The sequence below is a fragment of the Qipengyuania sp. JB2-7 genome (assembly GCF_055693485.1).
In genome coordinates this window covers 1,709,706-1,733,577 of sequence record NZ_CM146335.1, presented here as the reverse complement: position 1 = coordinate 1,733,577, position 23,872 = coordinate 1,709,706, and the positions used below count along the sequence as shown (strand labels likewise).

The 23,872-nt window shown below is 54.8% G+C and carries 20 protein-coding genes and 3 pseudogenes; 12 read left to right on the top strand and 11 right to left on the bottom strand.

The window, feature by feature from the left end; translation table 11 throughout:
- The first annotated feature begins 2 nt into the window (after positions 1-2).
- The 3 genes from ACZ1GM_RS08675 to mazG all read left to right on the top strand — a co-directional run bounded on the left by ACZ1GM_RS08675 (position 3) and on the right by mazG (position 1,906).
- Positions 3-770 carry an MBL fold metallo-hydrolase gene (locus ACZ1GM_RS08675; RefSeq protein WP_472678527.1) on the top strand — a complete coding sequence of 256 codons (768 nt, stop codon included), beginning with the start codon at positions 3-5 and terminating at the stop codon, positions 768-770.
- On the top strand, positions 767-934 hold the full coding sequence (locus ACZ1GM_RS08670) for a hypothetical protein (RefSeq protein WP_472676110.1): 168 nt from the start codon (positions 767-769) through the stop codon (positions 932-934). Before ACZ1GM_RS08675 ends, ACZ1GM_RS08670 begins: the two co-directional genes overlap by 4 nt.
- Positions 935-1,135: 201 nt before the next feature.
- Positions 1,136-1,906, top strand: a complete 771-nt coding sequence (gene mazG / locus ACZ1GM_RS08665) for a nucleoside triphosphate pyrophosphohydrolase (RefSeq protein ID WP_472676109.1) — start codon at positions 1,136-1,138, stop codon at positions 1,904-1,906.
- Between the two features lie 7 nt (positions 1,907-1,913).
- Here mazG and hflX read toward each other — a convergent pair.
- The 7 genes and pseudogenes from hflX to dusB form a co-directional block, all read right to left on the bottom strand.
- Positions 1,914-3,247, bottom strand: a pseudogene (gene hflX, locus ACZ1GM_RS08660) (GTPase HflX).
- A gap of 26 nt (positions 3,248-3,273) precedes the next feature.
- Positions 3,274-3,819, bottom strand: coding sequence for an RNA chaperone Hfq (gene hfq, locus ACZ1GM_RS08655; RefSeq protein ID WP_472676108.1), 546 nt, complete (start codon positions 3,817-3,819; stop codon positions 3,274-3,276).
- 155 nt (positions 3,820-3,974) lie between these two features.
- A pseudogene (ntrX, locus tag ACZ1GM_RS08650) lies at positions 3,975-5,362 on the bottom strand (nitrogen assimilation response regulator NtrX).
- Positions 5,363-5,381: 19 nt separating this feature from the next.
- Positions 5,382-7,637 carry a sensor histidine kinase gene (locus ACZ1GM_RS08645; RefSeq protein ID WP_472676107.1) on the bottom strand — a complete coding sequence of 752 codons (2,256 nt, stop codon included), beginning with the start codon at positions 7,635-7,637 and terminating at the stop codon, positions 5,382-5,384.
- 59 nt (positions 7,638-7,696) lie between these two features.
- Positions 7,697-9,109: a nitrogen regulation protein NR(I) gene (ntrC, locus tag ACZ1GM_RS08640; protein ID WP_472676106.1), complete on the bottom strand. Its 1,413-nt coding sequence runs from the start codon at positions 9,107-9,109 to the stop codon at positions 7,697-7,699.
- Between the two features lie 3 nt (positions 9,110-9,112).
- A complete protein-coding gene (locus ACZ1GM_RS08635; protein ID WP_472676105.1) occupies positions 9,113-10,165 on the bottom strand; it encodes a two-component system sensor histidine kinase NtrB in 1,053 nt (350 codons plus the stop codon).
- On the bottom strand, positions 10,165-11,178 hold the full coding sequence (dusB, locus tag ACZ1GM_RS08630) for a tRNA dihydrouridine synthase DusB (RefSeq protein WP_472676104.1): 1,014 nt from the start codon (positions 11,176-11,178) through the stop codon (positions 10,165-10,167). The genes ACZ1GM_RS08635 and dusB overlap by 1 nt, the downstream gene beginning before the upstream one ends.
- An 85-nt stretch (positions 11,179-11,263) precedes the next feature.
- Here dusB and ACZ1GM_RS08625 point away from each other — a divergent pair, with 85 nt between their 5' ends.
- The 3 genes from ACZ1GM_RS08625 to ACZ1GM_RS08615 are packed head-to-tail and all read left to right on the top strand — an operon-like array spanning position 11,264 to position 13,508.
- The gene (locus ACZ1GM_RS08625; protein WP_472676103.1) at positions 11,264-12,427 is read left to right on the top strand and encodes a bifunctional 2-C-methyl-D-erythritol 4-phosphate cytidylyltransferase/2-C-methyl-D-erythritol 2,4-cyclodiphosphate synthase; all 1,164 of its coding nucleotides are present in this window, start codon (positions 11,264-11,266) and stop codon (positions 12,425-12,427) included.
- A 23-nt stretch (positions 12,428-12,450) separates the two neighbouring features.
- Positions 12,451-12,981 carry a hypothetical protein gene (locus ACZ1GM_RS08620; protein ID WP_472676102.1) on the top strand — a complete coding sequence of 177 codons (531 nt, stop codon included), beginning with the start codon at positions 12,451-12,453 and terminating at the stop codon, positions 12,979-12,981.
- On the top strand, positions 12,978-13,508 hold the full coding sequence (locus ACZ1GM_RS08615) for a CinA family protein (RefSeq protein WP_472676101.1): 531 nt from the start codon (positions 12,978-12,980) through the stop codon (positions 13,506-13,508). The genes ACZ1GM_RS08620 and ACZ1GM_RS08615 overlap by 4 nt, the downstream gene beginning before the upstream one ends.
- On the opposite strand, the gene ACZ1GM_RS08610 is transcribed toward ACZ1GM_RS08615, so the two are convergent.
- The gene (locus ACZ1GM_RS08610) at positions 13,505-13,960 is read right to left on the bottom strand and encodes a type II toxin-antitoxin system RatA family toxin (RefSeq protein ID WP_472676100.1); all 456 of its coding nucleotides are present in this window, start codon (positions 13,958-13,960) and stop codon (positions 13,505-13,507) included. The genes ACZ1GM_RS08615 and ACZ1GM_RS08610 overlap by 4 nt on opposite strands.
- A complete protein-coding gene (lipA, locus tag ACZ1GM_RS08605) occupies positions 13,960-14,901 on the bottom strand; it encodes a lipoyl synthase (RefSeq protein WP_472676099.1) in 942 nt (313 codons plus the stop codon). The genes ACZ1GM_RS08610 and lipA overlap by 1 nt, the downstream gene beginning before the upstream one ends.
- 68 nt (positions 14,902-14,969) lie before the next feature.
- On the opposite strand from lipA, the gene ACZ1GM_RS08600 reads away from it, so the two are divergent.
- The 4 genes and pseudogenes from ACZ1GM_RS08600 (at position 14,970) to ACZ1GM_RS08585 (ending at position 17,707) form a co-directional block, all read left to right on the top strand.
- A complete protein-coding gene (locus ACZ1GM_RS08600; RefSeq protein ID WP_472676098.1) occupies positions 14,970-15,992 on the top strand; it encodes a sodium-dependent bicarbonate transport family permease in 1,023 nt (340 codons plus the stop codon).
- Positions 15,989-16,297 (top strand): P-II family nitrogen regulator, encoded by a 309-nt coding sequence (locus tag ACZ1GM_RS08595; RefSeq protein ID WP_472676097.1) that lies wholly within the window; start codon positions 15,989-15,991, stop codon positions 16,295-16,297. The genes ACZ1GM_RS08600 and ACZ1GM_RS08595 overlap by 4 nt, the downstream gene beginning before the upstream one ends.
- A pseudogene (locus ACZ1GM_RS08590) lies at positions 16,297-16,939 on the top strand (carbonic anhydrase). The gene ACZ1GM_RS08595 and the pseudogene ACZ1GM_RS08590 overlap by 1 nt, the downstream one beginning before the upstream one ends.
- 39 nt (positions 16,940-16,978) lie before the next feature.
- Positions 16,979-17,707 carry an NYN domain-containing protein gene (locus tag ACZ1GM_RS08585; protein WP_472676096.1) on the top strand — a complete coding sequence of 243 codons (729 nt, stop codon included), beginning with the start codon at positions 16,979-16,981 and terminating at the stop codon, positions 17,705-17,707.
- A 90-nt stretch (positions 17,708-17,797) separates the two neighbouring features.
- Here the strand turns inward: ACZ1GM_RS08585 and ACZ1GM_RS08580 are convergent, their stop codons facing one another.
- On the bottom strand, positions 17,798-19,135 hold the full coding sequence (locus tag ACZ1GM_RS08580) for a hypothetical protein (protein ID WP_472676095.1): 1,338 nt from the start codon (positions 19,133-19,135) through the stop codon (positions 17,798-17,800).
- Positions 19,136-19,439: 304 nt separating this feature from the next.
- Between ACZ1GM_RS08580 and gyrA the strand changes: the two genes are divergently transcribed.
- The gene (gene gyrA / locus ACZ1GM_RS08575; RefSeq protein WP_472676094.1) at positions 19,440-22,229 is read left to right on the top strand and encodes a DNA gyrase subunit A; all 2,790 of its coding nucleotides are present in this window, start codon (positions 19,440-19,442) and stop codon (positions 22,227-22,229) included.
- Positions 22,230-22,238: 9 nt separating this feature from the next.
- Here gyrA and ACZ1GM_RS08570 read toward each other — a convergent pair whose 3' ends face one another.
- Positions 22,239-22,787, bottom strand: a complete 549-nt coding sequence (locus tag ACZ1GM_RS08570) for a lysoplasmalogenase (RefSeq protein ID WP_472676093.1) — start codon at positions 22,785-22,787, stop codon at positions 22,239-22,241.
- A 312-nt stretch (positions 22,788-23,099) separates the two neighbouring features.
- On the opposite strand from ACZ1GM_RS08570, the gene ACZ1GM_RS08565 reads away from it, so the two are divergent.
- A complete protein-coding gene (locus ACZ1GM_RS08565) occupies positions 23,100-23,843 on the top strand; it encodes a fatty acid desaturase (RefSeq protein WP_472676092.1) in 744 nt (247 codons plus the stop codon).
- The last annotated feature ends 29 nt before the right edge of the window (positions 23,844-23,872 follow it).

Genomic DNA, 23,872 nt, shown 5'->3' with positions numbered 1-23,872 from the left:
GCGTGAAGGTTATCGTGTTGGGCTCGGGTACCTCAACCGGGGTGCCGCGTGTCGGCAATGATTGGGGCGATTGCGATCCCAATGAGCCGCGCAATCGCCGCTCGCGGGTCTCAATTTGCGTCGAAAATGACGCCGGCCAGCGTATACTCATCGACACCTCCACGGATTTGCGTCGGCAATTGCTCGATAACGAAATAGATAAGGTTGATGCCGTGCTATGGACGCATGACCATGCAGATCACTGCCACGGCATAGATGATCTGCGCGTGATGCGTTATGGGCGCAGCAATGCTCTGCCAGGGTTCGCAAGCAAGACCACAGTGGCCAATCTAAAGCGGCGGTTCGACTATGTGTTTGAGGGTCAGCATGGCTACCCGACACTGATTGATCTGCGTCTCATTGACGATGTTCGTTTGGCGGCAGGCTTTTCGCTTGATTGGGTCGAGATGCCACATGGTCCGACAACCAGCACTGGCTTCAGATTAGAAGCGGATGGTAAAAGCGTTGTTTATGCGACTGATTTTTCTGCGATAACGTCAGATATGATTGAGTGTTATCGCGGCGTCGATGTGCTTGTTTGCGATTGTCTGCGCCGTGATCCACATCCGACACATGCCAATCTAGAGATGGCGATTACGCTCAAACGTAAGACAGGTGCAAAATCGCTGGTGCTCACACATCTGGACAAAAGCATGGATTACCGAACATTGTGTGACGAGGTGCCAAAAGGCGTTATTGTCGGCTATGATGGGCTTGAGGTTGCAGCATGAACGAATTCAACATCGTATCGATCATATCGCTTGTCGGTTTCTTGATATTGGCGGTCAGCGCATTGGGTTCGCACCAGTTGTCTTTGAAGAAAGGCGTGACGATGGCGCTGGCCTGGGCTGCGATCTTTGCCATTGTCGTGCTGTTCATCAGTCTGGTTGAGTGAGTTCGTCAGCTGATCGCTCTATATCAATCGCTACAGAATTTAACATAATATATATTATCATATCAAACTCAACTGGGTTGTCAGTACGGCTAATTGCTCCCCTAGCCCAGATTTCCGACCATTCTGTGCCAGATGGTAATTGACCCCACAGGTGCGGTTTGCTTCGACTTTTGGTGTGAAGGTCATTGAGGAGCACCACGCGTGCAGGCAAATCTGGAGCGACTGATATCTATAATGGCGCAGCTTCGCGATCCAAAGTCGGGTTGCGATTGGGATCTCGCGCAGAGCTTCGAAACGATTGCTCCATATACGATTGAAGAAGCTTATGAGGTTGCCGACGCCATTGAGCGCCAGGACATGGCTGAATTTCGCGACGAACTTGGCGACTTACTCTTTCAGGTGATCTTTCACGCGCGAATGGCCGAGGAAGCGGGCCACTTCGCCTTTGATGATGTTGCAAGGGCGATCTCTGACAAAATGGTCGCACGCCACCCGCATATCTTCGGTAATGAAGGAGGAACAATGGAAGAGGGGCGCTGGGAAAGCCTCAAGGCCGCTGAACGCGAGGCCAAGGGAGAAAACAGCGCCATGGATGGGGTTGCACGCGCCCTTCCCGCGCTTTTGCGTGCACAAAAATTGCAAAAGCGGGCTGCACGTGACGGGTTCGATTGGCCGAGCGCGGACGGCTCAGCCGCCAAGATCCTTGAGGAAATGGAGGAAGTTAGCTCTGCCTCTGCTGAGACTCTTGAGGAAGAGGCGGGTGACTTTCTTTTCGCTGCAGTTAATTATGTGAGAGCCCATGGGGTTGACGCAGAACAAGCGCTGCGCGTCGCCAATGCGAAGTTTGAGCGGCGCTATCGCGGCATGGAAAATCTGGCCAACGGCGAATTCGCGCATCTTTCACTTGATGCGCAGGAGGAGCTTTGGCAGCAGGTTAAGGCGTCTGAAGAGGTGAACGGATCTGAGGACTAAAGCTGACTTAGAGCGTCTCGAATTGTCCGAGCTCTTTAGGATTTAGGCGGACTTTCAGTCGCCTCATTGGGCTGCCGTCGCCATCGCCTGCATCTTCGTCTTCCAAAACCTCGCCATGCGCGTGAAGCCAGGCAATTTTACGACCATCACTCGCCGGAATGACCATTTCCACTGTTGAAGCCTGACCTGTCAGTGTTTCCGCCAATATGTCTTTCAGGCGATCGATACCTTCTCCAGTTAAAGCTGATATTGCCACGACTGATGAATTCTCTGTGGCCAAAGGCAGAAATTCGCTGCGTTGTTCGTCAGTCAGCATGTCCCACTTGTTCCACACCTCAATGATGGGAATGCGTATACCCCCTCCTCCAATTCCCTTTCGTCGGCACCGCTATCTGCAGCGGTGTCGATAACGCCCAAATCCCGCAAAATTTGAACAACTTGCTGCTTTTGTGCACTTGCCGACGCACTTGAGATGTCGCGGACGTGGCAAATGAGGTCTGCGCTGGTCACTTCTTCCAAAGTTGCCCGAAATGCCGCGACGAGTTCTGTCGGAAGGTCAGAGATAAACCCAACTGTGTCAGACAGGATGGCCTTTTCAACTGCGGGCAACGTGATTGATCGCATAGTCGGATCAAGGGTGGCGAAGAGCAAATCTTCTGCCATCACGTCTGCACCGGTCAAGCGGTTGAAGAGTGTGGACTTTCCGGCGTTGGTATAGCCGACAAGGGCGACAACCGGCCACGGCGCCCTTCCCCGACGTTCGCGGTGAAGGCTGCGGGTTTTGCGAACCTGTTCAAGCTCGCGGCGCAGCCTTCCCATACGCTGCCGGATCATCCGACGGTCGGCTTCGATCTGTGTCTCGCCCGGACCGCCAAGAAAGCCGAACCCTCCTCGTTGTCGCTCAAGGTGTGTCCAACTGCGCACGAGGCGGCTCTGCTGATAGTCCAGATGCGCCAATTCGACCTGCAGGCGGCCCTCAGCTGTCGCAGCGCGCTCGCCGAATATCTCCAGAATTAACCCAGTGCGATCAATAACTTTGCGCTTGAGTTTATCCTCCAGATTGCGTTGTTGAATCGGGCTTAATGCACCATCGACAATGACAAGTTCGATGTTGTCTTGCTCACAAGAGATTTTGATATTTTCGACCTGTCCAGAGCCAAACAGAGTGTTCGGACGAACAGTTCGAACAGGAATGATCATGGTATCGCCAATCACAACCCCGATAGCCAGCGCAAGCCCGGTCGCTTCCGCAAGCCGAGCTTCCGCATCAAGGTCATAAGACTGCGTGCGAATGTCCGGGCAGATCACGAGGGCCTTGGCTCCGCGCGATACCTCGCCCATCAGGTCATCATCGAAACTCAGAGTGATTAGCCTTCGAAGTCTTCGCTCAGATCAACATTGGTTGCTGGCTGCACAGTGGACACTGCATGCTTGTAGGCAAGCTGAACATAACCATCGCGCTCCAGCAACATGCAGAACAGATCGTAGGCTGCAATCTGCCCCTGCAGCATTACTCCATTTACCAGGAACATGGTAACCTCAGCACCCTCCTCGCTAACGCGGCTGAGGAAAACATCCTGAAGCAGGCGATGTTTCGATCCGGTCCCTTGGCTGCTAAACTGGCTTGCCTCTACTGGCGCACCCGGCATGATCGTGGATACCGCATGTTTGTACACAAGCTGAGACTGCCCATCGCGACGTAGCAAGATCGAGAAGTTGTCAAACCACGTTACAATCCCTTGTAACTTAACGCCTTTTACAAGGAACATGGTGACGGGGGTCTTGTTCTTGCGTAGCAGATTAAGAAATGAGTCTTGCAGGGTTGGCTGTTTGCCATTCTTGCTTTTCGGCGCGTCGGTGATGGCTTCCGACGGTTGCGTTGGACGCGCGGACAGAGTTCTGTCTTCAGACATAGCTTTTCTCCATTCTTTTTGGCGCATTCGGGTCAAGATGCGCAATCTGGCGACGTGCGGCCTCATTGGCGCACGTCCCGTATTACTCAGCAGGCTAACCCCACTGGCGTTATGTTATGACGACACAGTTGTTCCGTAAAGAAAAACTGTCAAAATTAAGGTTTTCGGACCACCGCTTTTCGATCGGCCATCCCTAACAGCTTTAGTTTCCGGTGAAGTGCGGAACGTTCCATCCCGATGAAGCTCGCCGTTTTTGAGATATTGCCAGAGAAACGACGGATTTGGACGGCTAAATATTCGCGTTCAAAACTCTCGCGTGCCTCTCTAAGAGGGGCGCCCATCAGTGCCGCTATGCCATTGCCGGAACCAAGACTCCCCCGGCAATTTCATCGGAAAGCATACCGGTCTCAATGGTCGTCAGCTGATCACGCGGGGTCAGGATGATTGTGCGCTCAACCACATTTCGTAGCTGCCTGACATTGCCGGGCCAATCGTATGCCTGCATCGCAGCCATCGCTTCTTCACTGATTGCCGGCGATGGGATGCCCTGCTCTGTCGCATAAACTGCAAAGAAATGCTCTGCCAATTCAGGTATATCGTCGCGACGCTCCGCCAATGACGGTACAGAAAGTGGCACAACATTTAGTCGGTAGAAGAGGTCCTCACGAAAACGCTTTTCTTCCATTTCGACTTGTAAGTCTCGGGAAGTTGAGGAGACCACGCGTACATCAACCCCGATTTGCCGGGAGCCCCCTACCCGAACAAAACTCTGCTCTGTGAGAACGCGAAGAATGCGGGCCTGAGTGGACAGCGGCATGTCAGCGACTTCATCCAGATAAAGCGTGCCTCCGTCAGCCAGTTCGAGAAGGCCGGGCCGAACCATTTTGCCTTCGCTTTCCTCACCAAAAAGCTCCTGCTCAAATCGTTCAGGGGTGATCCGCGCGGAATTGACAATAACAAACGCATTCTCCGCTCGGGGGCTCCACCCGTGAAGCAATCGCGCAGCAACCTCTTTGCCTGCACCTGCAGGGCCGCTGATGAGCACTCGGCTTCCTGTACCGGCAACTCTTTTCAAAGTTGCGCGGACTTGCGCAATTGCGGCTGAATTGCCTGTAAACTCCCCACTATTTGTGGCTTCAATTTTGAGGCCAGTGTTTTCCCGCCGTAGCCGCTCAGTTTCGGTAGCCCGCGCCACCAAATGCAGTAGCCGTTCAGCCTCAAAAGGCTTCTCAATAAAGTCGAGCGCGCCCCGGCTCACCGCTGAAACTGCGGTGTCGATATTTCCGTGACCTGAAAAGATAATGACCGGCAATTGCGGTTCGCGCTCTTTGATCTCGTCGAGTACTTCGAGCCCATCCATCGGGCTGCCGTGAAGCCAGACATCCAGCAACACAACGCTGGGCCGCTTTTCATCAATCGCTGTGAGCGCGCTGGTGCTGTCGGCAGCTGTGCGACACTCGTAACCCTCATCACTGAGCACACCGGACACCAGCTCCCGGATGTCGCGTTCATCATCTACGATCAAGATGTCTAAAGCTGCCATTGAGTTTCAGTTTCCCTTTTCAAATTCGCTTTTCGGTCTGGACACCAGAGGTGGATGCTGTGTTCGGATCGAGTGCGAAGCGCAGAATTACCCGCGCTCCATTTTCTCCAACGCGTTCCTCGCGCGGCGTGAAAGTTATGTCTCCGCCGTGCTCTTCGACAATCTTGGTAACAATCGCGAGCCCGAGACCAGTCCCTTTCTCACGAGTGGTCACATACGGCTCAACGATGCGTTCGCGATCCTTCGGAAGACCGATCCCGTTGTCAGTTATCGTGACTGAGAGGAAATCCTCGTCGGTTCCCAAGTGAATGTCGATCTGGCCTCGATAGTCCTCTTCTGCCGCCTTCGATTTGGTCTCAATCGCTTCAAAGCTGTTCTTTAAGACGTTGGTTACGGCCTGACCTAGTTGGTGCCGGTCGCATTGGAGGGCTATCGGTCCATCCGCCTCATTCTCTAATCGGTAGCTGATATGCGGGTGGGCTACTTCTTGAAGGAATAGCGCCTGACGGATAAGGTCTAGCCCGTCCTCGCGGCGAAACACCGGTTTTGGTAGGCGCGCAAAGGATGAGAACTCGTCAACCATTGTCCGTAGTTCGCTGACCTGGCGCACTATTGTATTGGTCAATTCGTCGAACAATTCGCCATCCCGTTCAATCTGCTTGCGATAACGGCGGCTCAGCCTCTCTGTGGCCAACTGAATTGGTGTCAGCGGGTTCTTGATCTCATGCGCAACCCGCCGCGCAACATCGGACCATGCCGCTTGGCGCTGGTCGAGCAATTGCCGCGTTATATCTTCAAAGGTGATCACGTGACCGTCACGTTCACGGGCTATCTTTACGGCCAGAGTGAGCAGGTCGCCATCGCGCGACACGTTAATAATCCCCTGCGGTACGTCATCGGCGATCATTGCTTGAATTTGCGGGGCAAGTTCATCCAGCGTTTGCTTTGTCGCTCCACCCTTATCGTCACCAAGCAGCATGATTTGCGCCGGCCCGTTCATGAGGAGAATCTCGTCATTTGCCCCGGTTGAGATTACTCCGGCGCTGACAGATTCGAGAACCGCTTCAATGAAACCACGCCGTTCCTCAATCTGATGGTTCGCCGTCACCAAATCGTCTGTCTGTTTTTCGATCTGCGCGGTCATGCGATTGAATGCGCGGTTGAGCAGTCCGATTTCATCGCCGCCGGTCCGCCCTGAGACACGTACCGCAAAATTGCCTTGTCCCACTCGCCGTGCCGCACTCACCAAATCCGTCAGCGGCTCAATCTGGCGGTCGGCAAGACGAAGAGCAAACCAAACCGCCAATCCGACCAACGCGAGACTGACAAAGAACAATGCGAGGTTGAATCTCAGCTGCAGCGCTCGCGCTCGCTGCGTCAAGACAGCATAGGCTGACGAGATCTGCTTCGCACTCTCCCAGCTCTGGAATGACGCTGCTTCGGCACTTCGGGCATTGTATAGGTAAATCCCGCTTTGACGATCAATTGGCGCAACCGCTTCAATCCTCGCAGGTCCTCCCCGAACGGCGACACTTTCACCCTTCTCCAAAGCATCCAATGAAGACTGCGCAAATGTGGTTGGTTCATTCCCCTCGCTCAAACCGTATGCGAATGCGGTGCGCAACGTCCCATCGGGTTGCGCCTGTAAGATCGCACTTTCGGTGACGTCGCGGGGCTCCGCTTGATAACGATAGAGGGTTGGCCATGCCTCGCTCGTCAGAACCTCACGCTCCAGATAGAACCGAAAGTCACCTGCCATCGCGATGGTGTGTTCGGCGACCTCGAGTTGATTGTCCTCGTAATAGCTTTCCGCCAGCTTATTGGCGTTTTCCATCAATCCGCGCGAATTGTCTGAGAACCAGAAGTCTACACCGGACTGAAATAGGAACGCGGCGAAGCCAGCCACGAGCAACGTCGGAACGACCGCCACAAGTGAAAAGAAAAACACCAATCGCACATGCAATCTCGCAGTGCTCCCCGCGGCTCTGCGCAATGCGAGCCTGCGACCCAAAAGCACAAGCAAGGTCATAGCGGGGAGGAGCGTGCCAATCAGCAGGCTTGAGACCTGGCGTGATGGGAGCAGCTGCCCATCTGGCGGCGCGTTTGTGAAGGCGAGATATGTGCTTCCAACCATGGCCAGAAATGCCAGGGCGCACCCAATCTCCAGCCACAGGAATATGTTAGAGCGTCGCGCGGTAACGATAAACCGCCTGAGCCAGCGCGAAGAAGGCCCCTGCTCTACTCGTCCAGATTTTGTCCCTGCGTGCGAAGCCATCGTTGCAGGTTAACAACGCGCTGTGGCATTTTTGCAAGAAAAATCTGTCGAGCGGTGGTCTAGTGGCGTTGAATGAATGCGTCTGGTCGTATCTCAAGCTCGTTTAGGCGCTTGCGCAATGTATTTCTGTTTATGCCAAGCAACTGCGCAGCGCGCACCTGATTGCCATCGGTTTCCCGCAAAGCGTGTTCAAAAAGTGGTTTTTCGAATGCGGCCAGTGCCGAGTGGTACAGGGTTCCGTGAGCGGCGCCGGTTGTTTGAAGCCACTCTGACAGAGCTTCGCTGTACCCGTCAGCTGTTGGGTTTTCACCGACGGCGACCTCAGCCTGTAACGTTGCATCGATCGTTGCCTTGTCGATCACGTCATCACGGGCAAGAAGTGCCAGGCGGAAGGCAACATTGCGCAATTCGCGAACGTTGCCTTGCCACTCACGAGCGGCAAGAGATGCGATGGCCTGCGCATCGATGGTGCGGGCAGGTAGTCCCTCCCTCTCCGCTTGAGCGAGGAAGTGGAGCGTGAGTGCTTCGATATCGTCGCGACGCTCATGCAGAGGCGGCAGATGGATCGGCACTACGTTGAGGCGATAAAACAGATCTTCACGAAACGTGCCGTTCGCAATCATCGGCTCAAGTGCCCGATTTGTCGCCGCGACAATCCGGACATCAACGCCAATCTCCTGACGTCCGCCAACTCTGCGAATGCGCCCCGATTGGAGCGCGCGTAGCAACCTTGTTTGCGCGTCGGCAGGCATGTCACCAATTTCATCTAGAAACAGCGTGCCACCATTCGCTTGTTCAAATTTCCCCAGCTGCTGGCTGACCGCACCAGTGAATGCCCCTTTCTCATGACCAAAGAGCTCGCTCTCGATGAGATCATGCGGGATTGCTGCTGTATTTACAGCAACAAATGGGCCGGTCTTGCGTGCTCCAAGCTGATGGATTGCTTCGGCAACGAGTTCCTTGCCTGTCCCGGATTCTCCTGTGATCAGCACGGTCAGGTCATTGCGCATCACGCGCGTGATCATCCGATACACACCCTGCATGGCCTGGCTTCGGCCAACAAAAGGCAACCCGTCCTCCTCAAGCGGTGCCTCGCTAACAGGTGACGACCGGTGTGCCACGGCCTGTTTTACCGCGCCCACCAGTTCATCCAGGTCAAACGGTTTGGGGAAGTACTCGAAAGCCCCCGTGTCAGTGGCCCGCACTGCGGTGTCCAAAGTGTTTTGCGCAGAAAGGACGATGATCGGCATATCTGGTGCCTGAGCTTTGGCATCGCCAATGCTCTCGAGACCATCGCCATCCTCAAGCATTATGTCCGTTAGCATCGCGTCGAACTTCTGAGCTCTCAGCAATTCGTCCCGCTCAGCGATCCGTGCACAATGAGTGACTGCAAACCCATCCTCTTCTAACGCTGAGGTGATCACGGTTGCGATGCCTTTGTCATCTTCAACCAAGAGGATGTTATTTGCCACTGCCTATCTCGCGACTGCTAAATTGATGCGGAAATTCGTCAGACCCTCTTTGGCGTCGCGATCATGGGCGATACGCCCGCCCATATCTCTCACCAGCTTGCGGACGAGCGCCAGACCAAGCCCTTGGCCATGCGATTTACCGCTGACAAAGGGCTCAAAAATGTGGTCCCGCAATTCCGGCGCTATACCTGGTCCAGGATCTGAAACGGTGATTTCGATCGGCAACTGTGTTGCCTTGCCAAGCGACCAGGCGCTGAAACGCATGCCGCTGATGTAACGCGTTCGCACCGAGATTGCCGCGCCATCAACCTCAGAACATGCATCGCTTGCATTCGTGAGCAGGTTTATCAAAACCTGCTCCAAGCCCGCCTTGTTAGCCACTACCAAAGGCAGTGAGGGATCAAACTCTTCAAGCAGCTCCGTACCCTCGGGCCTTGCGGCCCTAACGGTGGCCATCGCATTGCGGATCGCTTCATGTAGGTTGCAGGGTTCGGTGTCGGCGCTGTGTTTGCTGCCCAATTGCTGCATTCGGTCAATCAGCTCGGCAATGCGATCAGTCTCGCCCCGGATCATATCGGTTAGCGATTTGTCCTTTTCGCCTACCCGCCGTGCAAGCAATTGGCTGGCCCCGCGAATTGCTGACAGTGGGTTCTTTATCTCATGAGCCAAGACTGCGGGAGCATGCAGCTCCGTCTGCTCCTCATTCGGGTCTGTATCCTGTCCGGCGTCCGAGATTGTCAGTATCCGCCAGCCAGGATGTGTTGGAATCGGGGAACTGGTCATGTTTGCAGTCAGTTCGCTCGACCGGAGATGCACATCAATACCGCGTGCGATCATGGGCATGTCATCAACGCCCAGGCTTTCCTGTACGCGCTTATCAGCGATCTGCATAACGTCGCGAATGTTGCGGCCACTCAGCTTTTGCGCACTACGCTCAAGTAAACCCTCGGCTGCTGGGTTCACATGCGCGATGTTGCCGTTTTCATCGATCAGGACAGTGGCGAAGATGAGCGCAGAGATTTGCGCCCGTGCATCAGGCGCATCTGACCGATCCATTATGCCGCGCGCCGGCGTAAAAATGGATCGTAGAAACGCTCAATTTCGCCCAAAACTTCTTTAGCATCGTCGATAAAGTTCACATGGTTCCGAAATTCAGCGGAACCATGCATGCCTTTTGTGTACCATCCCAAATGTTTGCGGGCGATTTTGGTGCCGACCTCTTTACCGTAATGTTCCAGCATCGCGTTATAGTGCTCGACCAGCACTTCGTATTGCTCATCAAAACTTGGACTTGCCAGCGTTTCGCCGGTCTTCCACCAATGCATGACCTGCCCAAGCAGCCATGGTTTCCCGTATGCCCCCCGCCCGATCATCAGACCGTCTGCGCCCGACTGCTCCAAAGCCTTTGCGGCGTCGTCGACAGAGCAGATATCGCCATTCACAATGACCGGAATCGACACCGCCTCTTTGACTTTGCGGATGAATGACCAATCAGCGCTGCCCTTATACATCTGGCACCGCGTGCGGCCATGAACGGTTATCATTTTGACGCCCAAATCCTCAGCAATGCGCGCCAGTTCGGGGGCATTAAGTGATGCATGGTCCCAGCCCATGCGCATTTTCACCGTTACAGGTACATCGACGGCCTTGACGGTCGCCTCCATCAGTTTGCTGGCAAGCGGCACTTCACGCATCAGCGCACTGCCCGCGAGGCCATTTACTACCTTGCGGACTGGGCAGCCAAAGTTGATGTCGATGATCGCGGCGCCGCGATCTTCATTGAGCTTTGCCGCTTCGCCCATGCTTTCCGGGTCACAGCCAACCAGTTGCATCGAAACAGGGTCTTCGATCGGTGCCCACGCTGCCTTTTGGATGGATTGTCGCGTTTCCCGAATGGCCGCCTGGCTAGCGATCATCTCCGTGACATTAAGTCCCGAGCCATAGCGACGCACGAGCGAGCGGAATGGCATGTCCGTCACGCCTGTCATCGGCGCCAGAACGACCGGCGTGTCGATGGTGACTGGCCCTACACTGATGGGCTTGGGTGCAAATGGCGGATTAGCGGTCATATGTCCTTGAAGCGGTATTGCCTAAATATTGGGCAGCCACTTAGTGCATTGCAGCATAGGGGGCAAGGCGCTAGCGCGGTTAGCAATGAGTACATCGCCTCTACATCTCTCTTTTGACGCGATTATTGTTGCAGCCGGAAAGGGTTTACGAGCTGGCCAGCCTCTACCCAAACAGTTTGTCGATTGGCGTGGTAAACCGGTATTGCGACACTCACTAGACACTCTTTCGGAGGCTGGCGCGCAGCGGATCGTTATCGCAATTCCGCAAGGGTCAGAGGAAATAGCCAGCGTTATTTGCCAAGGAATTGCGGTCGAGTTTGTTACGGGTGGAGAAACGCGTCAGGAATCGGTCGCTGCGGCTCTGGAAGAGCTGTCGAATGGCCCCTCCTCTAGCGTGCTAATCCATGATGCAGCGAGGCCAGTTCTACCCAAGGCGGTGATTGAGCGGTTGCTAAGTGCCTTGGAAGGGAACACAGGCGCAATCCCGGTTCTTCAGGTCTATGATAGTCTGGTGCTTGCGGAAAATGACATGATGAAAGACGCAGCGGCGCGAGAGGAGTTGCGCCGCGTCCAAACACCCCAGGCATTTCATTACGCTGCCATCCTTTCAGCGCATCGGAATTGGACTGGCGAGCCGAAAGCAGGCGATGACGCTCAGGTGCTTCGCGCAAACGGGCAGCAGGTGGCTCTGGTCGAAGGCGACGAAGCCTTGCGCAAGCTGACAGTATCGGAGGATTTTGAGATGGCGCAAACGAGTGTTGCTCCGGCAATCCGCACGGGTCTGGGCTTTGATGTGCATCGTCTCGCCGAAGGCGAAGAGCTTTGGCTCGGAGGCGTCAACATCCCGCATCATAAAGGTCTCGCCGGGCATAGCGATGCCGATGTCGCGCTGCATGCGCTTGTCGATGCGCTGCTGGGAGCAATTGGAGACGGTGACATTGGCTCGCATTTCCCACCCAGCGATCCGCAATGGAAAGGTGCTGCATCCGATCAGTTTCTCGCGCATGCTGCTAACCTCGTTTGCGAGCAAGGCTATGTCATCAGTAACGTCGATCTTACAATCATCTGTGAAGCGCCAAAGATCGGCCCACATCGACCGGCAATGCGCGAAAGGATTGCCGAAATTCTGAGCGTTGACATCGAGCAGGTCAGCGTCAAAGCCACAACCACCGAACGATTGGGTTTGACCGGGCGTGGCGAAGGCATTGCCGCACAAGCCATCGCCACCGTGCACAGGCAAGGAAACTAGAGATGAGACGCAAGACATTTCGCATGACTGGGATAGCGGCTGCTTTGGCATGCGCGACGATGCCCGCTGCCGTTGCTGCACAGGACTGCGTAGATCAAGGCGATGTGAGCGATGGTGTAATCTATGCGATGCCGCTGCTGATCGACTCTTTTGCCGCGAAATGCGGCGAGCTACTGGCGGGCGATGGTTTTCTGGCAACTGAAGGAGACGCCTTCAAAGCCCGCTTCGTTGAACAACAGGAAGATGCATGGCCCGGTGCATTGCGTATGCTCGGCGCATTTGCTGAACGCGGTAGGGCTCCTGGCGGTGACGAGAATTCCAGCTTTGCGGACACTTTTCAATCCCTGCCGGAGGATGCTCTGCGCCCATTTCTCGATGCGTTTGTTCTGCAGCAAGTCACGCAAACTATCCCGCTAAAAGAATGTGCAACCATTGAACGCGGACTTTCATTGATGGCGCCGCTACCCACAGAAAATGTGGGAGAACTCATGGCGTTTCTATTCGATGTTAGCGGCGTGAAAAATCCAAATATTTGCCCGTATGAGCCTGAGTGAGCGTTAGCGTGGAGCATCTGTTGCCGATCGAGGTTGCTGAACTGGCTGAACGCGTGGTGCGAGAGAATGCGGAGGCGGGTCGCAAGATAGCACTCGCAGAAAGCTGCACTGGCGGCTTGGTAGCCGCTGCAATCACAGAGGTCGCAGGATCGTCCTCTGTTCTTGATCGTGGCTTCGTCACTTATTCCAACGAAGCGAAAATGCAGAGCCTTGGCGTTGCGAGCGATATTATCGAAACCTTCGGCGCGGTCTCTATCGCCTGCGTATGGGCGATGGCCAAGGGCGCGCTGGACAACAGCAATGCTGATGTCGCCGTCGCAGTGAGCGGTGTTGCGGGCCCTGGTGGCGGGACCGATCTCAAGCCTGTCGGCACGGTCGTGTTCGCCAAGGTTGAACGCGGTGAGAGCGGTGAACCAAGCGGCGAGCTGATGCGCTTTGCTGATAATGGCCGCGCATCCATCCGTCTGGAAGCGACCAAGTGTGCGTTAGCCATGTTGCTGCCCGAAGGTATCGGCCAGAGCGGTTAGACAGCCTGCGTCTTTGCGCCCTGCCCATAAAGTTCGTCAGCCCTGGCTTCGAAGGCGCCCATCATCTTGCGAAAAGCTCGGTCGAAATATTGCCCAGCCAGGGCTTCAAACACCTTGTTCTTAAAAGTGAAATCGACACAAAAGTGGATGGTGCACCCGCCATCTTCAGTTGGTTCGAAAACCCATCGGTTCTCCAGATCGCGCAGTGGGCCATCGATGTAGTGGACATCGATTTCTCGCGGTCGTTCCTTGTTCACTTTAGATGCGAATTTCTCGCGAATCGATTTGAAGCCAACCAGCATGTCGGCAACCATTTCAGTCTCGGTGTCCGAGCGCACACGTGTGGCAACCACCCAGGGCAGAAACTCAGCATAGCGGCTTACGTCCGCGACCAGATCAAACATTTGCTCTGCACTATAGGGTAGATGCCGAGTTTCACGGATACCGGGCATTATCTGGTCGCTTTCGCCAGCTTTGCCTCCCGCGCTGCGCGCATTTCCGCGAAATCATCACCAGCGTGATAGCTTGATCGGGTAAGCGGAGTAGCGGCGACCTGAAGGAAGCCCTTCGCACGCGCAATTGAACCGAACGCAGCAAATGCTTTTGGCGTCACGAAGTCTTCAACCTTGGCATGCTTCGGTGTGGGTTGAAGGTATTGGCCCATCGTAATGAAATCGACATCGGCGCTGCGCATGTCGTCCATCACCTGGTGAACTTCGAGCCGCTGCTCGCTAAGCCCCAGCATAATGCCTGACTTTGTGAAGATCATTGGATCATGGCTCTTCACCTCTTCCAAAAGGCGCAGAGAGGCATAATACCGTGCACCCGGGCGGATCGTCGGATAGAGGCGCGGAACGGTTTCAAGATTGTGATTATAAACGTCTGGGCCCGCCTCGCAGATCGCCTCTACAGCAGGGCGCATTTTTCCGCGAAAATCGGGCGTCAGGATCTCAATTGTCGTGTTGGGTGTCTCGCGGCGCAGCGCCTTGATGACCTTCACAAACTGCCCCGCCCCGCCATCCGGCAAGTCATCGCGGTCGACGCTCGTAATGACGATGTGCTCAAGGCCCATCTTGCCTGCCGCCACCGCAACGTTCTCTGGCTCCATCGGATCGACAATGCGCGGCATTCCTGTTTTGACATTGCAGAACGCGCAGGCCCGCGTGCAAACATCACCCAGGATCATCACCGTCGCGTGCTTCTTGTCCCAGCATTCGCCAATGTTGGGGCACGCTGCCTCTTCGCAGACCGTGTTAAGGTTAAGGTCGCGCATCAGCTTGCGCGTTTCCTGATACCCCTTGCTCACCGGCGCTTTGACGCGGATCCAGTCAGGTTTGCGCTGACGCGCAGGGCGGCCTTCCTCTGGGGCTGGTGCGGATGACAAATCGTTCATAGCGGTGCATTTAGGCGCAGCTTGTAAGCGGCGCAATGCTCGCTTTGTGCAGATCGTTGCGCGTTCGCTTGCTGATAGCGGCACAGTTGGGTACCGCCATCGGCATGGATACAGGCACTCTCCAGACGTTCACTTCCCCGGTGGTGCTGTTCTTTGTGCTTGGTGTATTTGCTGCATTCGCGCGGAGCGACTTGGCAATTCCTGAGGCGATCGCAAAGGGAATGTCGCTGTATTTGATGGCTGCGATTGGGCTGAAGGGCGGCGTCGCGGTCTCCAATTCTGGCATTGACGGCACTGTCCTCGCGGCGCTGGGTGTAGGGATAACGCTCGGCTTCGCATTTCCGTTCTTAGCGTTTCCCATTCTCAAGGGTTTCGGCAAGCTTGACCGAATAAACGCTGGTGCCGTTGCTGCGCATTATGGCTCGGTCAGCGTAGTGACCTTCGTCACCGCAGTTGAAATACTCGAGTTTCAGGCGCGTCCAGCGGGTGGTTTTATGGTGGCAGTGATGGCAGCCATGGAGACGCCCGCTATCCTCTCGGGCCTTCTGCTTGCGCGCGGGATGGCGTCGAAAGACAACCAGCAATCGACCGGTGAGATGCTGCATGAAGTGTTTTTCAACGCGTCGGTTGTCCTGCTGCTCGGCGCGTTTGTAATCGGCATGATTGGCGGCAGTGATGGTTTCTCAGAAATCAGTCCGTTCTTCGAGGCGGGGTTTAAAGGGGTTTTGTGCCTATTCCTCCTCGATATGGGGTTGATCGCCGCGCGTCGTATGATGGACTCGCGCGCGCTCACCTGGCGATTGGTCGTCATTGCACTCGCTCTACCGGTCGTGAACGGTGCGATAGGCACTTTGGCAGGCTGGGCGATTGGTTTGGATGTGGGTTCGGCTGCTGCTCTGGGCGTATTGGCAGCTAGCGCCAGTTACATCGCTGTTCCAGCGGCCATGCGCCTGGCGCTGCCAGAGGCTGATCCGGGCATTTATCTCACCATGTCGTTGAGCATCACGTTCCCTTTCAATATTCTCATCAATATCGGGCTTATCAGCGCATTTTCAGCGATGCTTGCTGGGCCAGTCGGAGGGTTGCCATGATCGAAACAGTCATTCGGAAACGGATCGAAATCTTGACCGACTCGGCTCTGGTCAAACGCGTTACCGATGCGATTGATCGCGCTGAAATCACGGGCTGGACAGTTACGCCCGTCACCTCTGGCGAGGGGCGCGAGGGTCGCTGGCGTGAAGAACGCGTGATGGGTACGGATAAGGTATTTGTGCTAACTATAGCGCCGGAAGACAAAGCCATGGCGCTAGCGGAGGACCTGGCTCCGATCCTGACAACGCATGGACTCTTGCTAACTATGTGGGATATTCAAGTTATCCGAGGAGAACGCTTTTAATGCCTGAATTTGCGGAGCTTCTCGAAGGGTACAAGCGTTTTCGAACTGGCAGTTATCCTCGCCAGAAAGCACGGTATGACGAACTGGTCGCCAATGGCCAGCATCCTAAGCTTATGATCATTGGCTGCTCCGACAGCCGCGTCGATCCGGCGCAGATTTTCGATGTGGATCCCGGCGAGATATTTGTTGTGCGCAACGTTGCGGCGTTGGTGCCGCCTTTTGAAACATCTCCGGGTTACCATGGCGTTTCTGCAGCAATCGAATTTGCGGTACAGATGCTAAAGGTTAAGCAGATCGTCGTGATGGGACATGGCCGTTGCGGTGGTTGCCAAGCCGCGCTCACCCAGAGCTTGCAATCGAAAACACCGGGTGAAGGTGGCTTTATTGCGCATTGGGTTGATCTGTTGAGCGAGGCGCGTAATGGTGTAGCCAGTAAGCATGGAACGACCGTACCGCAAAGCTGAATTGGCGATGGAGTTCGCAGCGATACGGCAGAGCCTTGCGAATCTGCGTTCATTCCCGTGGGTTGCAGACAAGGAGCTGGAGGGGTTGCTGAAATTGAGAGGCGCTCATTTTTCGATTAGGGAAGGTGTTCTGTATTCGTTGGATGAGGATACGGGCGAGTTCCTGCCCGAGGATTAAGACTTGCGGCTAGTCAACCTCACCGCCATCTAGATTGCCATGTCCGACACTACTCTCAAAAACATCGCCTTGCTGATTGACGCTGATAATACCAGCGCTGACGCAATTGATCCGGTCCTTACCGTCATGGCGGAGTTGGGGCAGGTGAATGTTCGCCGCGCTTACGGAAATTTTGCCAAAAACAATCTGGCCAATTGGGACAAGATCACCAACAAATACGGCATTCGTCCTCAGCAGCAGTTTGATGTGTCTAAGGGCAAAAATGCAACCGATATGGCGATGACCATCGACGCTATTGATTTGCTGAATCAAGGCAAGGTGGATGGCTTTGGCCTTATGACATCGGATAGCGACTTCACCCCGCTCGTCACGCGGCTGCGGCAGGATGGCATTCTGGTCTATGGTTTTGGGGAGTCCAAGACACCGCAAGCCTTCAAGTCGGTTTGCACGCGGTTTATCAATATTCGTCAGCTGATTGAGAGCAACAGATCTGATAATAGCAAGTCGCCTGGAGATGCGGCCAAGGTCAGCGGAAACGTCGTTGATGATGACCTGCGCGATCTGGTCGCCGCAGCTTATAGCGAAGCGAAACGCGATGAGCGAGGATACGCATTACTGCAACAGGTGGGACAAATTGCCGGTAACCGATCCAGTTTTGATGTCCGCAATTATGGCTTCAAGAGTTTGAGCGAACTGTTCGAGAATCTTAATAACTTCGATCTTGAACGACGCGATAACAATCAGATTTACGTCAAACGCCTACGATAGCAATTCTCACGACCTCAATTGTGTTGAGCAAAGAAAACGGGCGCGAGGACCAGTCCCCACGCCCGCATTTCTTATAGCTCAAGGAGCGAATTAGCCGCCGACTTGCTCAGGCGCTGCTTCGGCAGTTGCCGTTGCTGGTTGAGCAGATCCACCCTGCTGGTCAGCCCATGCGGCATAGAGCTTCGCAATAGTTTTGCGCTCGCCTTCCACCTTTGCGAACGTTGCCGCAGCATCGGCATATTTGCCTTGATCGAGCTGAGCGATACCCAGCCGCGTCAGCGTAAGCGGTGTGTTCGCGCCAGGCATACTAAGCGCCTTGGTATAAAGCTCCTCAGCCTCGGCACCACGATCGTAACTGAGAAACGCATCTGCAGCCGCCATTACCGTGCGAAGGCCAGCACCCGCGGCGCGAGCGTCACGACCAAGCGCAGGCAGGTCTCGCTTGTCGGCGTCAATCCGTCCTGCAGCCAAGGCGCGGCTATCGGCGACGAAGCTATCCCCGCGATCAAGGTTACCGTCGGCATAGCCCTCATCGATGACCGCAATCACCTCGGATGGGTTGCGGCGTGCGTCCGCCGCCTCAATGTATTCCATGTACATGTTCGAGTCGCGCATCGTTCCCGCTCGTCGAGATAAACGCAAAAGGTCGAGGATCTCTGGATACTCAAACTGGCTGGTGTTCAATGCAATCGCGATCGCGTCACCCCAAGAAGAATTGCTCGGGTGTTCGCGCACGTAAATCACCGAAAGATCGCGCGCCTGCTGAGTAAGGTCGTTGTTATACGCAATCGCAAGGCCACGCTGTACCCATTCTTGTGCAACGGGCTCACCAGCGGCCATTTTTGCATCAATAGCAGTTTTGAGGAACTGGACGCCCTCAGCATGCTTGTCCTCAGCGAAATATGTTTCGGCGATGATAGCCTGAGGGTCGTTCTGGGTATAACCCTTGTCGAAAGCTGTTTGGATGTAGCCCCGCGCTTTCGCATAGTCGTTTTGGTTATAGGCAAGTTGCCCGGCCAGGAAATTGTACTGAGCCTGATTTTCTGCAGGCACTTTCGTGCTTGCAAGCATCATCTCGACGCCCTGCAACTGCATCACAGGATCGCTTGCCTTTTGGCCGATCGTAAAAATCAGGTTTCCACCTGCCATACGATCGTCATTGGTTTCCATCGCTGCGATCATGCCAGGCACAGCAGCTTGCAGCGTCGCAGGGTCTGCGCCTGCCTGAACCTGCTCGTTGAGAGGCGAGTAAGCGCCGACGAAGCCTTTAGAGTACTCAGGCTTGGGTGCTTTTTCCTTCTTCTTTTTCTGTGCGAATGCTGGTGCTTCGATAGCGGTTGCTGCCAAAGTAGTCCCGGTAGCCAAGGCAAGCGCAAGCGCCAAGGCACTAGATCGGGATTTGGGCGAAGCAATACGGCTGAAAATCATCAAATAGCTCCTAAGAGTGTGAATCGGACGGGCGTCTCTCACGCCCTCTAATTTCTTCCATGCGCGCTCAAATGGCGTGCGCAGGCGAATATTGCAAATTGTCCTACAGGACGTGGGCTGAACGGTGATTGAATATCGACCAAATGAGAGCATCAGAGGGCTAATTACGCCCATTCGAGCTGATATGTGGAAAACGGCGGTCAAATGCACTTATCCCAGCCTACTCGCGTGGTGTTTTGCGGCGTGAGAGCCTATGTTTCAACAAGCATTGGGGCCAACGCCCGTTATGAAAAGTATTTGAGTTTTGAGCGACGATATTGACCTGATTGATACCCCTCCCCCAAGCGGCGGAGATATGGCCCGCATCGACATAGTCGACGAGATGAAGACGAGCTATCTCGATTACGCGATGAGTGTGATCGTGTCGCGTGCCCTGCCCGATGTTCGCGATGGCTTGAAACCAGTGCACCGCCGAATCCTCTACGCCAGCAAGCAAGGCAACTTTGTTGCGGGTCGCCCTTATGTGAAGAGCGCCAAGATTGTGGGCGATGTGATGGGCGATTTTCACCCTCACGGTGACTCTGCGATCTATGATGCGCTTGCACGTATGACCCAGGATTGGTCGATGCGTGTGCCGCTAATCGATGGTCAGGGTAACTTTGGCTCCATGGATCCCGACCCACCGGCGTCCATGCGTTATACAGAGGCACGTCTTGGGCGTGTCGCAAATACATTGCTGGACGATCTCGACAAAAATACAGTCGATTTCGTCGACAACTATGACGGTCGTGTTCAGGAGCCATCGGTTCTACCGGCACGCTTCCCCAATCTCCTCGTAAACGGAGCGGGCGGCATTGCTGTTGGCATGGCCACGAATATTCCGCCACATAACCTTGGCGAGGTAATCGATGGGTGCCTCGCATTCATTGAAAACCCCGCGATCACCAGCGAAGAATTATTTGAGATCATTCCCGGGCCGGATTTTCCGACAGCTCCGCTGATCCTTGGTCAATCAGGCGCAAAGTCGGCCTACACCACGGGCCGCGGTTCGATCATGATGCGAGCCCGGCACGAGATTGAAACAAGGAAAGGCGACCGCGAGAGTATCGTGCTCACCTCGATCCCATTCCAGGTAGGCAAGTCGGGGCTAGTCGAAAAGATCGCTGACGCTGCCAAAGAGAAGCGGATCGAGGGTATTTCGGATATCCGCGATGAAAGCTCGCGCGAGGGCGTGCGAGTTGTGGTTGATCTGAAGCGGGATGCGACGGCGGAAGTCGTGCTAAACCAAATTTGGCGCCATACCCCTGCCCAATCAAGCTTCCCGGCGAATATGCTCGCAATTCGTGGTGGGCGCCCAGAAACGTTGACGCTGCGTGATATCGTTCAAAGTTTCATCAAGTTTCGCGAAGAAGTCATTACGCGGCGGACCAAGTTTGAATTGAACAAGGTTCGTGAACGAGCGCATATTTTGCTTGGTCTTGTTGTCGCGGTTTCAAACCTCGATGAGGTTGTGGCGATGATCCGTTCAGCACCAAACCCGGCGGAAGCTCGGGGTAAATTGCTCGCAAAAGAATGGCCGATTGGGGACATCGCGCAGTATATTAAGCTGGTGGAAGCGATTGAGCCTGATGCGGAGCAGGAAGGTGGCACGTACCGTCTCTCAGAACGTCAGGTTAAAGCGATCCTGGATCTCAGACTCCACCGTCTTACCGCCCTTGGTCGCGATGAGATTGGTGATGAGCTCAAAGAGCTTGCAATCGCGATCGAAGAATATCTCGCGATCCTTTCTGATCGAGTGAAATTGTACGGTGTAATGCGCGATGAGTTGACTGAAATTCGCGCGACCTATGCGACACCTCGGGTGACAGAAATCGCGCCTGCTTGGGATGGTCTTGATGACGAAGATTTGATCGCACGCGATGAGATGGTCGTTACGGTCACCCATGACGGCTACATCAAGCGCACACCGCTATCGACGTTCCGTGCGCAGAATCGCGGCGGCAAAGGCCGCGCGGGTATGGCTACCAAGGATGAGGATGCGGTGCGCGAGATGTTTGTGACATCGACGCATAACCCGGTCTTGTTCTTCTCGACACATGGTAAAGTCTATCGTCTGAAAGTCTGGAAGCTGCCAGAGGGCGGCCCGCAAACCCGTGGGCGACCGATCATCAATCTGCTACCCTCCTTGGAGGATGGTGAGACAATCCGGACGGTCCTTCCCCTGCCAGAAGATGAGGATAGCTGGGGCGCACTAACCGTGGTCTTCGCGACAGCCCAAGGCAATGTGCGCCGGAACAGCATGGACGCGTTCACGAACATCCCCAGCAATGGCAAATTCGCGATGAAGTTTGCGGATGACAGCGATGATAAGCTGATCGGCGTTGCCTTGTTGGAGGCAGGTGACGATGTGTTGCTTGCGACCCGTATGGGTAAAGCAATCCGCTTCTCTGGTGAGGATGTTCGTGAATTCGTTTCACGTACATCTACCGGTGTAAGAGGCATGAAATTCAAGGAAGACGGCGACAAAGTTGTCTCGCTTTCCATCCTGCATGGCGGCAGTGCGACGCCTGAAGAACGCGATGCGTATCTGAAAGTCGCTCCGTGGAAAGCTGAGGAAGGAGCGCCTGAGCTCTCTTCGACACATGCGGAGATGGCCGAGGCTGAGCAGTTTATCCTAACCGTTTGTGCGAATGGCTATGGCAAGCTGTCATCAGCCTATGAATATCGCCGCGCGGGTCGCGGCGGCATGGGCATCACCAACATCGACAATATCAAACGCAATGGCGAGGTTGTCGCGAGCTTTACTGCAACCAAGAGTGATCAACTGATGCTGGTGACAGACCAGGCGAAACTGATCCGTATTGGCCTTGAGAGTCTGCGTGTCATCGGACGTGCGAGTTCAGGTGTCCGGCTGTTTGATGTCGCTAAGAATGAGAAGATCGTCAGCGCAGTACGCATCGACGAAACTGAGGAGCCTGAGAACGAGGCAGAAGAAGCTGTCGTGGAGGAAATGGTCGACCGCGACGCGGAACCGACAGAACCAAACACTACTGCGCATAGCGACAAGAATATTGAGGGGGAGTCAGGTGGATAACTCGACGAGCTATTCGCCCTCCTCTTCCAATTCATGGCGGAGCGTTTGGACGACACCGGTTGCGATCAAAAATTGGCCGACATAGTAAAGTGGCCATATGGCTAAGTCTGCCAGGCCGCCAAGCTCTAAACCGCTTTCGTTGCTGAAAATCAGGAGGTCCGACGCGACGAAGAGCACCGCACCTGTTCCAACGCGGTAGCGAGGAAAGCGGCTCATCCAGGCGCATGCTGCCATTCCGCCGAGGCTGAGTGCGTAAAGAGTGACCTGCCAATTCCCGGAAATGAGAAACGCGATCAATGGTGTGCCGAGCAACAGGCAGACTGCGCAGAGCTTCTGGCTAACAGTGCTGTGGTGGCGCGGGAACTTAAGATACAGGGACATGGCTACGATATGAGCGAGGAAAAAGGCGAATCCTCCCGCCTCAAGCGAGAGTTCAACGGCCACATCGCCAATCGCGCATAGGCCCAAAGCCAAGGCAATGATCTTCGCGTTTTGTCCGGGACCACGCCGCATCGCGTAAGCCGCGAGCATCGCGACCGCGCTACCCTTAATCAGCATGAGCCAGAGGCCACCGACCGCGCTGTCTCGCAGTAGATAGAATGCGGAAGCGGCAATCAAGCTGCCCAGAAGCCAAGGTCTATGATCGATTAATGCGCTTTTTGACAAGATTGCCCCTCATGCTTGTACCTATTGATGCATGAAACGCATCAGTTATGATAAGCATTTCATTCCTCCCATCTCCTTAGAGTGTTATTGCTTTTCTGACAAAACACGGAGGCGGAAATGCCCAAAGGTGTGCGTGAGCATGGTTTGGACCCTGAGCTACTCAAGAGAGCGGTCAGACGGGTAAAGTGGAGAGACCTCGCCAAGATGCGAAGTCGCGATGGTTTGGTCGAATGCTTGCATCCATTACCGTGGTTGTTCCTTGGGATGCTGCTGTTCCACCTCGGCTATTGGCCCGTGGCCTTTCTTGCCGAATTCATGTTCTTCCTTACTGCCCTGCGTCTCAATCACGAGGCCATTCATCACAATCTGGGTTTCAAGCCACGCGGCCATCGCATGGTACTGCACGGTTTGAGTCTCGTAATGTTGGGAAGCAATCATAGCGTTGCCTTCAACCACCTTCGCCATCACAAGCACATTAATGGCGAAGAGGATATCGAGGGTAAAGCTGGCCGCATGAAATTGTGGCAAGTGATCGCATATGGTCCGTTTTTCCCAATAGAGTTTCACTGGGCGGCGCTAACCAAGGGAGGCCCCGCTTGGCGTCGCAAAGTCATGATCGATCTGGCGCTGAATATTATGTTGCCGCTAATGGCGATCAGCGCTGGCCTGGATTTTCTTGCTTGGCATTTGTTGGCAATGCTCATCGCTCAATCTTTCACTGCGTTGTTTGCAGTGTGGATTACTCATCGTGGGTGCGATGGAAGTGCACTCGTGGCAAGAAGTCAGCGCGGACGCATGGTGAACGCTGTAAGCTACAACATGTTCTTCCACTTGGAGCATCATTTGTTCCCAGCCGTTCCCGTCAGACATCTGCCAGTTCTGGCTGAGCGTCTCGAAGAAGCGGAACCCGCGCTTGCCTTGGCAGTTAAGCCCGTAATCGGGCGCTAATTGAATTGCGGTGATGTGCCGCAGGGCTT

What these genes read in the sequence shown, in the direction of transcription:
- ACZ1GM_RS08585 (WP_472676096.1), top strand. Translation starts at nt 16,979, where the DNA reads ATGTCCGACACTACTCTCAAAAACATCGCCTTGCTGATTGACGCTGAT.
- ACZ1GM_RS08645 (WP_472676107.1), bottom strand. Translation starts at nt 7,637, where the DNA reads ATGGCTTCGCACGCAGGGACAAAATCTGGACGAGTAGAGCAGGGGCCT.
- ACZ1GM_RS08565 (WP_472676092.1), top strand. Translation starts at nt 23,100, where the DNA reads ATGCGAAGTCGCGATGGTTTGGTCGAATGCTTGCATCCATTACCGTGG.
- ACZ1GM_RS08620 (WP_472676102.1), top strand. Translation starts at nt 12,451, where the DNA reads ATGACTGGGATAGCGGCTGCTTTGGCATGCGCGACGATGCCCGCTGCC.
- ACZ1GM_RS08580 (WP_472676095.1), bottom strand. Translation starts at nt 19,135, where the DNA reads ATGATTTTCAGCCGTATTGCTTCGCCCAAATCCCGATCTAGTGCCTTG.
- ACZ1GM_RS08670 (WP_472676110.1), top strand. Translation starts at nt 767, where the DNA reads ATGAACGAATTCAACATCGTATCGATCATATCGCTTGTCGGTTTCTTG.
- ACZ1GM_RS08570 (WP_472676093.1), bottom strand. Translation starts at nt 22,787, where the DNA reads ATGCTGATTAAGGGTAGCGCGGTCGCGATGCTCGCGGCTTACGCGATG.
- ACZ1GM_RS08625 (WP_472676103.1), top strand. Translation starts at nt 11,264, where the DNA reads ATGAGTACATCGCCTCTACATCTCTCTTTTGACGCGATTATTGTTGCA.
- dusB (WP_472676104.1), bottom strand. Translation starts at nt 11,178, where the DNA reads ATGACCGCTAATCCGCCATTTGCACCCAAGCCCATCAGTGTAGGGCCA.
- lipA (WP_472676099.1), bottom strand. Translation starts at nt 14,901, where the DNA reads ATGAACGATTTGTCATCCGCACCAGCCCCAGAGGAAGGCCGCCCTGCG.
- ACZ1GM_RS08610 (WP_472676100.1), bottom strand. Translation starts at nt 13,960, where the DNA reads ATGCCCGGTATCCGTGAAACTCGGCATCTACCCTATAGTGCAGAGCAA.
- hfq (WP_472676108.1), bottom strand. Translation starts at nt 3,819, where the DNA reads ATGTCTGAAGACAGAACTCTGTCCGCGCGTCCAACGCAACCGTCGGAA.
- ACZ1GM_RS08635 (WP_472676105.1), bottom strand. Translation starts at nt 10,165, where the DNA reads ATGGATCGGTCAGATGCGCCTGATGCACGGGCGCAAATCTCTGCGCTC.
- ACZ1GM_RS08595 (WP_472676097.1), top strand. Translation starts at nt 15,989, where the DNA reads ATGATCGAAACAGTCATTCGGAAACGGATCGAAATCTTGACCGACTCG.